13 protein-coding genes and 1 riboswitch are annotated in these 14279 nt (G+C 64.3%); of the genes, 9 read left to right on the plus strand and 4 right to left on the minus strand.

Annotated features, from left to right (window positions below; all coding sequences use genetic code 11):
- The first annotated feature begins 119 nt into the window (after positions 1-119).
- Genes QM588_RS01905 through QM588_RS01920 form a run of 4 tightly spaced genes read left to right on the plus strand, consistent with a single transcriptional unit; the run spans position 120 to position 4106 of the window.
- Positions 120-980, plus strand: a complete 861-nt coding sequence (locus QM588_RS01905; protein WP_027495170.1) for an isocitrate lyase/PEP mutase family protein — start codon at positions 120-122, stop codon at positions 978-980.
- Complete coding sequence (locus QM588_RS01910) at positions 977-2242, plus strand: 3-isopropylmalate dehydratase large subunit (protein ID WP_442972848.1); 1266 nt, start codon at positions 977-979, stop codon at positions 2240-2242. Before QM588_RS01905 ends, QM588_RS01910 begins: the two co-directional genes overlap by 4 nt.
- Positions 2239-2790: a 3-isopropylmalate dehydratase gene (locus QM588_RS01915; protein WP_032385138.1), complete on the plus strand. Its 552-nt coding sequence runs from the start codon at positions 2239-2241 to the stop codon at positions 2788-2790. The genes QM588_RS01910 and QM588_RS01915 overlap by 4 nt, the downstream gene beginning before the upstream one ends.
- On the plus strand, positions 2787-4106 hold the full coding sequence (locus QM588_RS01920) for an MFS transporter (RefSeq protein ID WP_283311090.1): 1320 nt from the start codon (positions 2787-2789) through the stop codon (positions 4104-4106). Before QM588_RS01915 ends, QM588_RS01920 begins: the two co-directional genes overlap by 4 nt.
- 248 nt (positions 4107-4354) lie before the next feature.
- Here QM588_RS01920 and QM588_RS01925 read toward each other — a convergent pair whose 3' ends face one another.
- Positions 4355-4921: a TetR family transcriptional regulator gene (locus tag QM588_RS01925; RefSeq protein ID WP_283311091.1), complete on the minus strand. Its 567-nt coding sequence runs from the start codon at positions 4919-4921 to the stop codon at positions 4355-4357.
- A 117-nt stretch (positions 4922-5038) separates the two neighbouring features.
- Between QM588_RS01925 and QM588_RS01930 the strand changes: the two genes are divergently transcribed.
- Positions 5039-6622 (plus strand): MFS transporter, encoded by a 1584-nt coding sequence (locus tag QM588_RS01930; protein WP_032367742.1) that lies wholly within the window; start codon positions 5039-5041, stop codon positions 6620-6622.
- A gap of 69 nt (positions 6623-6691) precedes the next feature.
- Here QM588_RS01930 and QM588_RS01935 read toward each other — a convergent pair whose 3' ends face one another.
- The 3 genes from QM588_RS01935 to QM588_RS01945 all read right to left on the minus strand — a co-directional run bounded on the left by QM588_RS01935 (position 6692) and on the right by QM588_RS01945 (position 10057).
- Positions 6692-7438 (minus strand): GTP pyrophosphokinase, encoded by a 747-nt coding sequence (locus QM588_RS01935; RefSeq protein ID WP_283311093.1) that lies wholly within the window; start codon positions 7436-7438, stop codon positions 6692-6694.
- 421 nt (positions 7439-7859) lie between these two features.
- Positions 7860-8015 carry a DUF6131 family protein gene (locus tag QM588_RS01940; protein ID WP_094611554.1) on the minus strand — a complete coding sequence of 52 codons (156 nt, stop codon included), beginning with the start codon at positions 8013-8015 and terminating at the stop codon, positions 7860-7862.
- Positions 8016-8107: 92 nt separating this feature from the next.
- On the minus strand, positions 8108-10057 hold the full coding sequence (locus QM588_RS01945; RefSeq protein WP_283311095.1) for a helicase-related protein: 1950 nt from the start codon (positions 10055-10057) through the stop codon (positions 8108-8110).
- 48 nt (positions 10058-10105) lie between these two features.
- On the opposite strand from QM588_RS01945, the gene QM588_RS01950 reads away from it, so the two are divergent.
- The 4 genes from QM588_RS01950 (at position 10106) to QM588_RS01965 (ending at position 14278) form a co-directional block, all read left to right on the plus strand.
- Positions 10106-10819 carry a type 1 glutamine amidotransferase gene (locus QM588_RS01950; protein ID WP_283311096.1) on the plus strand — a complete coding sequence of 238 codons (714 nt, stop codon included), beginning with the start codon at positions 10106-10108 and terminating at the stop codon, positions 10817-10819.
- Positions 10820-10828: 9 nt separating this feature from the next.
- Positions 10829-12007 carry an alpha-hydroxy-acid oxidizing protein gene (locus QM588_RS01955; protein WP_283311097.1) on the plus strand — a complete coding sequence of 393 codons (1179 nt, stop codon included), beginning with the start codon at positions 10829-10831 and terminating at the stop codon, positions 12005-12007.
- The gene (locus QM588_RS01960; protein WP_283311098.1) at positions 12007-13302 is read left to right on the plus strand and encodes an alpha-amylase family protein; all 1296 of its coding nucleotides are present in this window, start codon (positions 12007-12009) and stop codon (positions 13300-13302) included. Before QM588_RS01955 ends, QM588_RS01960 begins: the two co-directional genes overlap by 1 nt.
- A gap of 73 nt (positions 13303-13375) precedes the next feature.
- Positions 13376-13468: riboswitch (TPP riboswitch) on the plus strand.
- Between the two features lie 48 nt (positions 13469-13516).
- Positions 13517-14278 (plus strand): 3-oxoacyl-ACP reductase, encoded by a 762-nt coding sequence (locus QM588_RS01965; RefSeq protein WP_283311100.1) that lies wholly within the window; start codon positions 13517-13519, stop codon positions 14276-14278.
- Position 14279 lies beyond the last annotated feature (1 nt).

Below are 14279 nucleotides of genomic sequence, written 5' to 3' on the forward strand. Positions count from 1 at the left end.
GTCGCCATCCTACGAACCGACGCGCGATGCGCTATCGATCGACGGGTGTTGACTTGTGATCCGAGCCACTCTAAATTCGGAAGGCGTTCCGCAATACGAAACGGAGAGTGCTCGTGACGATGACTTTGAGAGGCCTGACCGAACAAGGCCTGGTGTATGCGCCCGGCGTCTGGGACGGGTTGACGGCCAAGCTGGCCGAGCAGGCGGGCTTCTCGGCGCTGTGCGCGTCCGGCTTCGCCGTGTCGGCTGCGCTCGGACTGCCCGACGCCGAGCTCTACACGATGACCGAGAACCTTCAGGCGGTCCGAACCATTCGGGAGGCATCGTCTCTGCCCCTGGTCGCGGACATCGACACCGGCTACGGAAATGCCGTCAACGCCGCGCGCACCGCTACCCGGTTCGCCGAGGCCGGCGTTCAAGGCGTTTTCATGGAGGACCAGCTGTCGCCGAAGAAATGCCCGATCTGCGTCGGCGAGCCGGTGGACTTGATCTCCGTCGAGGAGGCGTCGGGCAAGGTTCGGGCGGTGCGTGATTCCATGCCGGACGACGTTCTGCTCATCGCACGTACCGACGCACGTGGCGACGAGGCGATCATGCGTGCACAGGCCTATGTCGACGCTGGAGCCGACATGATCATGCCGGTGACGAAGACGTTCGAAACCGTCGAGCAGTGGGAGAACTGTCACCGAGCGGTCGGCGTTCCGCTGATGGCCACGCTCACCGCGTCGACCTGGACCGAGCGGGAGTTCACTCCGGAGGTTCTGGCGCAGATCGGAGTGCGGCTGGCCCTGCTGCCCACGCAGGTGCTGATGGCCGCAACCGGTGCCGCACGCGAGACCCTGCGGCGCCTGGCCGCAGGCGAGGCTCCCGCCGACGTCAGTGCCGACGCGCTGCAGCACCACGAGTTCGTGGACCTTATCGGTTTTCCCGAAGTCGAAGCGCAGCAGCGTAAGTATCTTCCCGCGGAGGCGAACCGATGACATCGGCCGCGTTCACGATGGTCGAGAAGATTCTCGGTAGAACCTGTGGCGGTGATCCCGTGCGTGCCGGTGGGAATCATGCGGTACGGCCGGCTCGAATGATCGCGTACGACTTCCCCGGGTACACCGATGTGATGTTTCGGCAGATGCGCGACGACTTCGGCATCACCTCACTCGAGGACCCGTCTCGGTACGTCGTCTTCATCGATCACATGTTGACCAAGCGCAACGACCGGGAACAAGAAGTCCACCAGGTCACCCGAGACTGGTGCGAGTACTACGGAATCGAGTTGCACGAGGGCCGCGGCATCGGGCACCAACTCACCGCCGAACTCGGCCTGGCCATCCCCGGTGACTTCCTCGTGCACTTCGACGGCCACATCAGCGGGATCGGGGCGTTCGGTGCGTTGGGCTGGGGTATCCGCCGCGATCTGATCGAGGCATGGGTGACCGGCCAACTGTACGTGGATATTCCAGCGACGACGCGGTTCGACCTGTACGGAGAATTCGCGCCGGGAGTGGACAGTCGCGATCTGGTGCACACCATCATCGATCTCGTCGGGGCCGACGGGTGCGCACACCAGGTGATGGAATTCGGTGGCCCCGGTGCCCGGTCGATGAAGATCGATCACCGGCAGGGGTTGTGCGGCATGGCCATGTTCACCGGAGCTGTGTCTGCGATATTCGAGCCGGACGAGACCTCGCTCGCCTACGCCAACGGGGTTGCGAGGCAGTCGTTCACGCCGGTCCACCCTGACTCCGATGCGACCTACGCAGCTCGGCACACCATCGATCTCGCCCAGATCGTGCCGCAGGTCGTGCAGCCCGGCTCGGCGCGTGCAGCCAACACCCACACTGCAGCCGAACTCGCCGGCACTCCGATCACCAGGGCGTTCATCGGATCCTGTGCCAGTGGACGAATCGAGGATCTGCGGGCCGCGGCACTCGTGCTCGACGGACGCACCGTGGCTCCCGGTGTGGAGCTCAATGTCGTGCCCACGTCGCAGAAGGTGCACGATCAGGCAGAGCAAGAGGGGCTGCTCGACGTACTGCGCGCGGCCGGTGCGCACATTGCAGTGTCGAGCTGCGACTTCTGTTTCGGCTATCAGAAGCCGTTGGCGGCGGGCGAGAATTGCATATCGACCGGCGTGCTCAACATCTCCGGCCGGATGGGTAGCTCGGACGCCAACATCTACATGGGTTCTCCGTACACCGTCGCCGCCAGCGCGCTGGCCGGCACGATCCAGCAGGTGGGCTCGTGAGCGCCTACCCACCCCCGCCCGACGTCATCTCCGGCCGAGTTGCCTGGGTCTTCGGCGACGACTTCGACATCGATCTCGTTGTCGGCGTTGCGAATATCAAGTCGTACGATCCCGAGCATCTGAGGTCGGTCTGCATGACTGCATACGATCCGGGTTTCGTCGATCGCGTTCGGCCGGGCGACATCATCGTCGGTGGCCGGAACTTCGGCTACGGTCACCCGCACTATCCGCCGATGGTGGCTCTGCGCAACGCCGGTATCCAGGCCATCGTGGCCGAGTCGTTCTCGCCGGGATTCTGGCGCGGAGAAACATTCAACGGGGTACCCCTCATCACCATTCCGGAAGTCTCCGGCGCGGTCGTCACCGGTGACGCCGTCGAACTCGATTGGCGACGAGCAGCATTGACCACTGCCGACGGTCGATCTCTGGTGGGTAGTGCGCCCAGCCCTCGTACTGTCGCAGTCATCGAGGCCGGCGGATCGTACGAACTACTTCTGGCCGAACACCGAAGCAAGCAACCACTCACAGGACAGGGAACAGCGCGATGACGAACGTCGACCAGCCTTCTGCGGTCACCAGCGCACCGAAAGCCGACACCACCACCGCGCGCCGTGCCGCGCTCGCCGGTGGCGTCGGCACGCTCATCGAGTATTACGACTTCGCCGTCTACGGATTTCTCGCCGTAGTCATTGCGCCACTGTTCTTTCCGTCCACGAGCCCCGGCGTGTCCATCCTCGCGACCCTGGCGGTATTCGGAGTCGCATACGTCGCACGTCCGCTCGGCGGAATCTTCTTCGGACGCCTCGGCGACAGAAAGGGTCGCCGTCAGGCCCTGGTCGTGACGGTGGTCTGCATGGGCATCGCCTGCGGAGTCCTGGGAATGCTGCCCACACATTCGAGTGTGGGCGTACTGGCACCGATTCTGCTCGTCGTCATCCGACTCGCCCAAGGATTCTCTGCAGGCGGTGAAATCGGCGGTGCAGCAACCTATATCGCAGAGTCTGCACCGCCGAACCGTCGCGGATTCTTCGGATCGTTCACGCCGATCGGTTCCACCCTCGGATTCGCCGTCGCCGCCGCGGTCGTCGGTGTGGTCGCCCTCGTCACCACCGACGACCAGATGTCGTCGTGGGGCTGGCGCATTCCGTTCCTGCTCGCACTTCCCCTTGCCTTCGTCTGCCTGCGAGTGCGCTTGAAGCTCGAGGACAGCCCGGAGTTCGAGGAGATGGCGGCGAAGAACGAGGTCGCGAAAAGCCCGTTGAGCGATGTCGTGAAGAAGCAGCCGTGGTCGGTGTTGCGCGTCGTGGGCATCGCCATCGCCATGAACGGATCCGGCTACATCGGTCTCACGTACTTCAGCGTGTACCTGATCAACGACCTCGGATTCTCCAAGGACTCGGTCTACTGGACATCGGCGATCGCAATTGCGTTGGCCTGTGCGACCTTCCCACTCAGCGGCATGCTCACCGACAGATTCGGTCGCAAACCGGTACTGCTCAGCGGCTACGTCGCGTATGTCGTCATCGCGTTGCCGGTGTTCATGATCCTCGGTGCGACGTCGTCGATCATCGTGGTGGGCTGCGTGTACTTCGTCTACATGGTTCTCAACGGAGTCGTTCAGGTACCTGCGTTCCCACTGTTCACCGAGCTTTTTCCGCGGGCGGTTCGATACACCGGAGTGTCGTTGGGCTTCAACATCGGAACCATCGCCGCGGGCGGAACAGCACCGTACGTTGCCGCTCAACTGGTCGAGTCGACCGGCAACGCCATGTCACCCGCCTACTGGGTCATGGGTGTCTGCGTGATCGGCGTACTCACGGTATCGACAATCAAGGAAACCGGACGCGAGAAACTTCCGGTGTAGTGCCGTAGTTCGAGACTCGCCCCACCACGTGCCACCCGGCGTGGTGGGGCGTCCCGCGTGTGTGCGGTCGAGGACGCAGCCGACCGGGGTGACAAACGCGAGCGCACTTGCCAGATGCGCGCAGAATAGCGACGTGATCGGTGTCTACTTTGTGCGCGTCTGGCAAACGCGCGCGCGTTTGCGGAAATGGGGGCCGCTACCCCAGTATTCGGCATTCTTGCACGAATACTAGATATGGATAGACACCGCTACGGAGCGCAGAGTCGACGCACGGCCGCTTCGATTTTCGACGCCCGACGCTGAATTTCGGCGTCGTCGGCAGGCTCGCAGTCCCTGCTCGGGGCGGTCATCCACGCCGAGGTGATGCCGAACATCATGGTGATCAGATCCTCGACGGTGAAGGCGTCGGAGATCAGTCCGTCTCGCTGGGCGTCGGCCACGGCCCTGTGTCGCTCGGCGATGACCGAGTGGATGTCGTCGGTGCCCGAGGTCGCCATACCGCCCTGAAGCTGAGTCCACAGCAGCAGTCGGTGCTCCTCGGGATGCGCAGCGAGGTGCAGGTACTCGCGCGCTGCGTATCCGCCGAGGTCGTCGACGGCGAAGGGTACTTCGTCGATGAACCGCGCGAACCCGTCCTCGACGACGGCCCGGAACAGCGCTTCTTTGTCCCCGAAGTACGCGTACAGACGTTCCTTGCTGGCCTTGGCCGCGGCCGCGATCCGATCGACGCGGGCCCCGGCAAGCCCGTGTACCGAGAACTCGTCCCGGGCGGCGACGACGATGCGGGCGCGGGTCGCACTGGCGTCAGGTTTCATGGCGGTCACCATACCCCCAACCAACTAGTTCGTTTGACTATTGGTTCTGGGTCGCCTACCTTTTTGCTCGGGACATTTTTCGTGCCCAGAATCAACGAGTACGAGTGGGGTACAAGCATGTCGCAGCACTCCGAGCGCGAAGCGCCGGATCTGAATCCGAACTACGAGCGCCGATGGCTGGTGCTGTGCATCGTCGCCATCACGCAGCTCACGATTGTGCTCGACGGCACGATCGTCAACATTGCGCTGCCGCAGGCTCAGCTGGACCTCGGCATCAGCGACAGCAGCCGCGCCTGGGTCATCACCGCCTACGCGTTGTCGTTCGGCGCACTCCTGCTGCTCGGCGGACGCATCGCCGACTATTGGGGACGCAAGCGCTCGTTCATCGTCGGCATGGCAGGCTTCGCCGTTGCCTCCGCTATCGGCGGACTCGCCCAAGAAGGCTGGCAGCTGTTCATCGCGCGCGCCGGCCAGGGTGTGTTCGCTGCGCTGCTCGCCCCGGCAGCACTGGCCATCCTGACGGTGACGTTCACCGACACCAAGGAACGCGCCAAAGCGTTCGGCGTCTTCGGCGCCATTGCCGGTGGCGGCGCAGCGGTCGGCCTGCTCCTCGGCGGAGTGCTCACCGAATACGCGAACTGGCGCTGGTGCCTGCTGGTCAACATCCCGGTCGCAGTGTTCGCCATCGCTGCAGCGGTGCCGCTGGTGAAGGAGAGCAAGGCTCACGGAGACACCCGCTACGACCTGCCCGGCGCGATCCTCGTCGCTCTCGGTCTGGCATCGCTGGTCTACGGCTTCACCGAGGCCGAAGACGGCTGGGCGACGGTACCCACCATCTCGTTCATCGCGCTCGGCCTCGCTCTGCTGGCCGCGTTCGTCGTCGTCGAATCCAAGTCCGCCAATCCGCTGCTGCCCTTGAGTGTGCTGCTCGACCGTGACCGCGGTGCCGCCTACATCGGCTCGGCCGTCATCGGCGCTGCCCTGCTCGGTGGCACGTTGTACCTCACGTTCTACTTCCAGATCGTGCTGGAGATGAGCCCGGTGATCGCCGGCGTCGCGTCGCTGCCGATGACCGGCGGCATTCTGATCACGGCCGCGCTCGCTTCTGCACTCGTGCCGAAGATCGGACCCAAGCCGCTGATGGCCGTCGGTCCGGTCGTGTCCGCAGTCGGCCTGCTGCTGCTGACCCAGATCGGCGTCGACACCTCGTACTTCACGCACGTCCTGCCGGGCGTCGTACTTCTCGGTCTCGGCCTCGGTCTGCTGATGGTGCCGATGCAGAACGTCGCACTGATCGGCGTTCCCGATCACGACGCAGGTGCCGCATCGGCGCTGATCAACGCCACCCTGCAGGTCGGCGGCGCACTCGGTGCTGCGGTGTTCACCACCGTCTACACCTCGTCCAAGACCTCGTACCTGGCCGAGAATCCGGCACCGACTCCGCCCGCCGGAGTTCCCGCGGAAGCTCTAGCCGGCCAGGAAGTGCCCAGCGACGAGATGTTGGCCGCGCTGCCGGAGCCGATCCGCAACTTCGTGCTCGCGACCATCGACCACGCGTTCTCGGCCGAGGTCTCCGGCTACGCCTGGGCATTCGGTACCGCCGCGATTCTCGTCGCGCTGGTGAGCCCGGTCGTGCTGCTGCTCGTCCGTGCGAAGAAAGACGACCTGCCCGTCGGCGACACGCCGGTACACATCGGATAACGCAGGTACGAACGAGAACCCCGCTGCTCAGCCGTCGAGCAGCGGGGATGACGTTCTTCGAACGCATCGTCAGTCCGGGTCGATCGCTTCGGCCTGGGCGGTGAGCAACATGTGCAGCAATTCGGGAGGCAAGGCCATCGGAGGCATCGCACCGAGGGTGATGGAGTTGTCGGAATCGCCGTTCAGTTCCTCCACCTCGTCGTGCAGGCTTTCCATCTTCTCGTCCAGCTTGTTGGCCGTCTCGGCGGCCTCGGTCAGCTCGGCCAACAGGGTGGGCGGAATCTGGCCGCGGTACTTGTAGAAGATCTTGTGCTCGAGGCTCGCCCAGAAGTCCATGGCAATCGTGCGGATCTGGAGTTCGACCAAGACCGGTTGGACGCGATCGGACATGAACACCGGGATTTCGACGATCAGGTGCAAGCTCTTGTAGCCGTTGGCTTTCGGGTTCGCGATGTAGTCCTTGACCTCGACGACTCGAACGTCGGTCTGACTGCTGAGCATGTCCGCGATGCGGTAGGTGTCGGAGATGAAGCTGCACGTGATGCGGACACCTGCGACGTCCTGGATGTTCTCGCGAATGGCGTCGAGCGTCAACGCGCACTTCTTTCGCTGAGCCTTGTCGACGATGCTCTCGGGCGTCTTCAGTCGCGACGAGACATGCTCGATGGGGCTGTAGCGGTGGATGTGGGTGAATTCCTGCTTCAGGATGTTGATCTTGGTGATCAGTTCGTCTATTCCGAACTTGTAGCTCATCATGAAGCGCGTGAAATCGTGCCTCAGCTGCACCAGGTCGACGACGGCTTCACTGTTGCTCATGCCCCCGATTGTCCACGATCGCCGGCCGTGACCGCGCCGCGCGTGAATCGAAGCTGGCGTCGCTGCACGTGGGACCGAGTTCCGGGGTGAACCGCACGAGATTACAACTCTGGCACTGATGGGTACGGTGATGCCCTCGCTCACACGAGCAGGCCCGTGAACCCACCAATACCGAACCGGCGACGAGTGGATGGCCGTTGGTGCAGTGAGTAGGTGCTCGTTCTGCCCACCGATCGCCGACGCGGTAGAGCGATCCGGCAACCGGGTCGGTGTCGCGCTCGTCGGATGCCATCGCGCGCAACCGCCTTCGACACTGTCTACCGCCCGATATGGACCGCCCGAAGTGGCTCCGCTGGCCGCATCGCCAACTCCGGGGGCCTGCTCATGTTAGCAGTTATCGAACGTATGTTCTAACTCCTGGCTAAAACCACGTCTTGCGGCCACCGACTGCGCGCCCCATAGAACCGAGCAACGTCAGAACCGCGCCGACGACCACCAGAATGATGCCGATCGTCGTCAAGATGGAGATGCCGGCGAAATAGCCGATGAGGGCGAGGATGATTCCGAGAACGATCATGACTACTCCTGGTGCCACAGTGAGCCCACTACCGACGAATGTCGATGGGACCGAACCTACTCGGGCATGTGGAGGATTGCTCACAATTGTCGCTATTTTCCGGAATCCACTTTCGCGGCGAGGAATGCCTCCGGATCGATCAGATCCGACTGCCCCACGATCGATCCCAGATCCGCGATGCGCTCGATGCCGGTGAGCACCATCTCCTCTTCCACGGTGCCCTCGGCGTAACCGTAGTAGCAGGTCGACGTCGTGTGGTTGTGATCCTTGTCGATGCGGTTGGCGCGGCCCTCGATCTGCCTGATGTCGATGGGTGTCCACCGAGGATCGTGAATCAGCGTCACGCGCGGGGCGAGAGTGGAGACCGTCCCCTCCGGGAGCAGTAACTCGTTGGTGTGCAGGTTGATTGCGCTGGTGGTGGTCGAGACGATGACCGACGCGTCGCCGGTCTGAAAGCGTCTGATCGACGCCTCCTGCTCGGGGCTGCTCATGCTGCCGTCGACCACGGCAACGTCGAGTCCCTCGTCCCGCAGAGTCTGCGCCAGTGCCGCAACCGACTCGCGGTAGAACATCGAGACGAACACCTGGTTACCGGCCTTGACCCACGTCCGTACCTGGTCCGCCGACGCGGGAATGCGCAGATACGAACACTTCTGGCGAAATCGCAGTGTCGCGGCGCGGGTGCTGGGGTTCTTCTGCAGCACCCGCCTTCCACCGACGGCCTTCCAGATCGGTAGCCCGACTTCCTTGCGGTAGTCCACCCATGCAGAGTTGTACAGCCGCTTCTGCGCGGCGGTCAGTTCCTGGCCCAGTGGTTCCCGCGGAGTCGGTGGAGACGGCCGCGAAATCGACCACGGCACGGCACCTCCCGACAACCAGCCGTGCACCGATGCAATGTCGCTTGCCCGTTTGGCCGCGTCCTCCGGTTCCCACCGCCACGTGGTCAACCCCGTCGTCGCCTTGCCTGCCTTGACGGCGAAGCCGGACTCGATGAGGAACTCCGCCCACTTCATCGTCACGGCATAGCCGAGATACTCGTCGTCACCGAGAATCTCGACGCCGCGGCTGCGTTCGACGGCACGGGCCATGTACGCGAAATGCAGCGGCTGATAGCCGGGAGTGGCAGACATCCACACCACGGATCGGGCCGCCTCCTGATATCGCCACAGAATCTGCGACTGCTGCGACTCGATGTTCATCAACGCATGCGACTCGTCGGCGATCACCACATCGATATCGAACCGCAGCTCTCCCAGAGAGATGGTCCGCTTGTTCTGCGTCCGTTTACGTTTGCCCAGATCGGTCTCGGGCGGAACCGACAGCAGTTTCTTGGTCGACTGATAGGTGATCAGCAACCAACGTTTGCGGTCGGACGGTGCGATGTCCGCCTCGCTGTCTGCAATGGTGCGACGCCACCCCGGCAGCGCACCCTTGGGTGCCACCACCAGAACCGTGCCGATCTCGGCGGCCGACATCTGCCGCACGGCCTCGCACACGGCCAACGTCTTACCCAGACCCGTCGAGTCCATCTGCGCGAAGTACGGGAAGCCGGCGTCGAGCGCGGCCAAATGGCGTCGGACCGATTCGAGTTGGGTGTCGCGAGGCTGCATCGCCCGTTCGCGCACCTCTTCGTCGCGCCAACTGTCGTTCGCGTCGTCCTCGAGCCACCGCTGCAGGCTGTACGGCATCGACTCGTACGGCTGCAGGTACTCGGGCAATTCGGTTCCGTAGTACGCGAACACGCGCGGACCGGGATACCAGCGCGCGCCGGCTGCGCCCGCCGCGGACCGATCCTCGAACGGCACGTCCAACACCCACACGCGCTCGCCGGGATCGGGCACCCGAAGATCGGGGGCGGCGGACTTGCGGGGCGAGGTCTTGCGCGGGGCTGCTCTCTTGCGAGGTGCGGCCTTCTTCGGCGCAGCTTTCTTCGCCGCAGGCTCACCGTTCTTCGCGGCCGCGAACTTTCGCGCAGCGCTGCTCTGCCCGGCCTTGACGGTGCGGGCAGTGGTGGATCGGGCAGTGCGTTTACGAGGTGGCATCGGATCCAGTCTGTCGTACGGTGTGCACGAACACCGTAAAGGAGCCCTGTGACATACCCGAACGACCCGCGCGCCGTAGTTCTCGTCCACGACCGGGACCCGTCCCTGGCGCGTCGCGACATCGGCACCCTCGCCGCCGAATTGCGCACCAGGGGTTTCCGGTTGGACGTGCATTCCTTCGACCACAGTCCCGATGTCGCACCACCGACGCTGTCCGACGCGCAGTTGGTGGTGGTCATGGGCTCACCCGACGCTGCGTACGACGACACCCTGACGTGGCTCGCGCCGGAGATCGCGTATGTGCGGGACGCGATCGACACAGGTGTTCCGATCCTCGGCGTCTGCTTCGGCGGCCAGTTGCTCGCCCGGGTGCTCGGTGGATCGGTACGCAAGTCCGAGCATCCCGAATACGGATTCGTCGAGGTCGAGACGTCCGATCCCGAGCTCATCGCCCCGGGCCCGTGGATGGAATTCCACGGTGACACGTTCGTCGCACCGCCGGAGGCGACGGTGATCGCCCGCAATGAGGCAGCGCAACAGGCCTTCGTTTTCGGTCCGCACCTCGGGTTGCAGTTCCACCCCGAGATCGACCTCGATACCTACGATGCATGGGCGGCCGCGTGGGAGCGCGACGGCGTCGAACACGGGGTGGACAGCCGCGAGATCAGGCAAGACATTGCCGACTCCGAAGCGGCAGCTCGGGAACGGTGCTCGGCGCTGCTGGACGCCTTTCTCGCCCGATCCTCGGCGGTGCCCCGGTAGGGTCGAACGATGACCGAGGCCAGGCCCAGCAACTTCAGCGATCACCAACTCGGCATCTACGCCGCGGGGATGTTCGCTCAGCAGACACCGTCGATCACCACCAACCTGGCGCGGCTGGAGGACCAGGCTGCCGAGAAGCTCTCGCCCGAGGCTCTTGGTTACATCGTCGCCAGTGCGGGCAGTGGCTCGACGGCGCGTGCGAACCGGGCCGCCTTCGACCGGTGGTCCATCACGCCGCGGATGCTGCGCAGCTCGGCGGCCCGTGATCATGCGTGCACCGTGCTCGGCACCGATATGCCTGCACCGCTGCTGATCGCTCCGGTAGGTATTCAGACTCTCGCGCACCCCGACGGAGAGCTCGCCACCGTCCGCGCAGCCGCGGAACTCGGTGTGCCGTACATACATTCGACGCAGGCGTCGCATTCGTTCGAGCAGATCGCCGAGGCGGGCGGAGATGCGCCGCGCTGGTATCAGCTGTACTGGCCGACGGACGAATCGGTTCTGCTGAGCTTTCTGCAGCGCGCGAAGGACACCGGATTCACCACGTTGGTGCTGACGCTCGACACGACGTTGCTGGGATGGCGGCCCGCCGATCTCGACCGTGGGTACCTTCCGTTCCTCGCCAATCTCGGCATCGAGAACTACCTGAGCGATCCGGCGTTCCAAGCCGGACTCGCTCAGCCGGTCGAGGAGAATCCCGTTGCGGCCGCCATGCATTGGGCTCAGATGTTCCCCAACCCCGGGTTGTCGTGGAAGAACCTGGCGTTCCTGCGCGAGCACTGGAGCGGTCCGATCGTGCTCAAGGGAATCTGCACCGTCGGCGACGCCCGAGAGGCCGCGGCCCACGGAGTCGACGGCATCGTCGTCTCCAATCATGGCGGACGTCAGATCGACGGTGCCAGGCCGTCTCTCGACGCACTGCCGTCCATCGTCGATGCGGTCGGTGACGAACTGACGATCCTGTTCGACTCCGGTGTACGGACCGGCGCGGACATGGCCAAGGCCCTTGCCCTCGGGGCCGATGCGGTTCTACTCGGCCGCCCGTTCCTCTACGGCCTCGCGCTCGGCGGGCAAGAGGGTGTAGCCCACGTATTGCGTTGCCTACTGGCCGAATTCGACTTGGTGACCAGCCTGTCCGGCCATACCGGTGCGGGCGAGCTCGGTCGCGATTCGATCGAGGCGTCCTGATGGAGTGGACGAAGCACGCCATCTGGTGGCACCTGTACCCGCTCGGTTTCACCGGCGCTCCGGTGCACGGGTGGGACGGTGAATCCCAATCGGATCTGCACCGGCTCAACAGAATCGAGAAGTGGCTCGACTACGCCCTCGAGCTCGGGGCCTCGGGCATCGCCCTGGGGCCGATCTTCGAGTCGGAGAAGCACGGCTACGACACGGTCGACTACTACCACGTCGACGGTCGGCTCGGCACCGACGAGGACATCGACTCCCTGATCGCGGCGGCGCATTCCCGCGGCCTGAAAGTGATGTTCGACGGGGTCTTCAACCATGTCGCGCAGAGCTTCCCGAAGTTCCGTGAGGCTCTGGCCGAGGGCCCGGATTCCGAGGCTGCAGGGTGGTTCCACCTCGACTGGTCCGGCGACGAGCCGACACATCGCAACTTCGAGGGCCACGACGAACTGGTGGCACTCAACCACGAGAGCCCGCATGTGCAGCAGTACGTCGTGGACGTGCTGTCGCATTGGCTCGAACGCGGCGTCGACGCCTGGCGGCTCGACGCGGCCTACGCGGTACCGCCACGCTTTTGGGCCGCGGTGCTGCCGAAGGTTCGTGAGAAGCATTCGGACGCATACTTTCTGGGCGAAGTCATCCACGGTGACTACGACCGGATCGTCTCGGCCTCCACGTTGGACTCGGTGACGCAGTACGAACTGTGGAAGGCGATCTGGAGTGGGCTGAGCGAGCTCAACTTCTTCGAGCTCTCACACGCCCTTGAGCGCCACAACGGGTGGCTCGACGCCTTCGTGCCCGCCACGTTCGTGGGAAATCACGACGTCAATCGCATCGCCAGCGTCATCGAGGACGAGCGGCATCTGCTGCACGCGTTGGTGGTTCTGTTCACCGTGGGCGGTATGCCGATGATCTACTACGGCGACGAGCAGGCCTTCCGCGGTATCAAGGAAGATCGGGTCGGCGGTGACGACGAGGTGCGTCCGGAATACCCGGAGACATCCGAGGATCTGGCCCCGTACGGCTGGCCGGTGTTCCGAATTCACCAGGAGCTCATCGGTGTACGACGTCGCAATCCGTGGTTGTACTCCGCGCGCACCGAGACGCTCGAGCTCACCAACACTGCGCTGCTCTACCGCGTGTACGCGGACGACAATTCGATGACGGTGGCGCTCAACCTCGGCGACGATGCCATCGACTACCCGGTCCAGGGCGACGACGTGCTGGCGGGCGAGGCACACCTGAACGGTGGACGAGTGAGCGTTCCAGAGCACGGCTGGGCGGTCATCGGTTGATCGTTGCATACGGTTGTGTTCGACTGTCTACGTCGAGCGCAAGAAAGCGGTAGAGAGACCTACAGGTACAGTCGACCGCGACACGGGGTGCCCGGCAGGGCTGAGATCACACCCGTCGAACCTGATCTGGTTAGGACCAGCGAAGGGAATGTCGTGACGTTTCGGTATTCCTGTCTCTCGTGACGGTCCCGACCTCGAACGAGAGGCGAGGCGCATGAAATTCGACGAGCAGACGGTGTTGGTCACCGGCGGTGGGCGCGGACTCGGGGCAGCGATCGCCGCGGCGTTCGCCGGTCAGGGTGCACGTGTGGTGATCGATTACCGCACCAGCGAGGAGGCCGCCGAAGCGCTGGCGGACCGGCTCGGCGAGAACGCGATAGCAGTGCAGGGCGACGTCACCGACGAGAGCGCAGTTGCCACGCTGTTCGATACCGCACGAGCGCATTTCGGCACCCCGATCACCACGGTCGTCAACAACGCACTGGCCGACTTCTCGTTCGACGGGGATGCTCGACCGAAGGCCGACACCATCACCTGGGATCGGTTCGACGCCCAGCTACGAGGCAGCGTTCGTGCGGCACTGCTCACCACACAGGCGGCCCTGCCGGGAATGCGCGAGGTTGGCTTCGGTCGAATCATCAACGTGGGCACCAATTTGTTCCAGAACCCGGTGGTGCCGTACCACGACTACACGGCCTCCAAGGCAGCCCTGCTCTCACTGACCCGCACTCTGTCCGCCGATCTGGGCGCGGACAACATCACCGTCAACATGGTCTCGGGCGGACTGCTGCGCACCACCGACGCCAGTGCCGCGACCCCGGCCGCGGTGTTCGACTTCATCGCGGCCTCGACCCCGCTGCAACGCGTCACCACGCCCGAGGAGTTCGCCGACGCCCTGCTGTTCTTCGCCTCCCCGTGGGCGCGGTCGGTGACCGGTCAGAACCTCGTTGTCGACGGCGGTTTGGTCAAGAACTGAT

The sequence above is a fragment of the Rhodococcus sp. IEGM 1354 genome (assembly GCF_030056855.1).
Classification (GTDB): domain Bacteria; phylum Actinomycetota; class Actinomycetes; order Mycobacteriales; family Mycobacteriaceae; genus Rhodococcoides.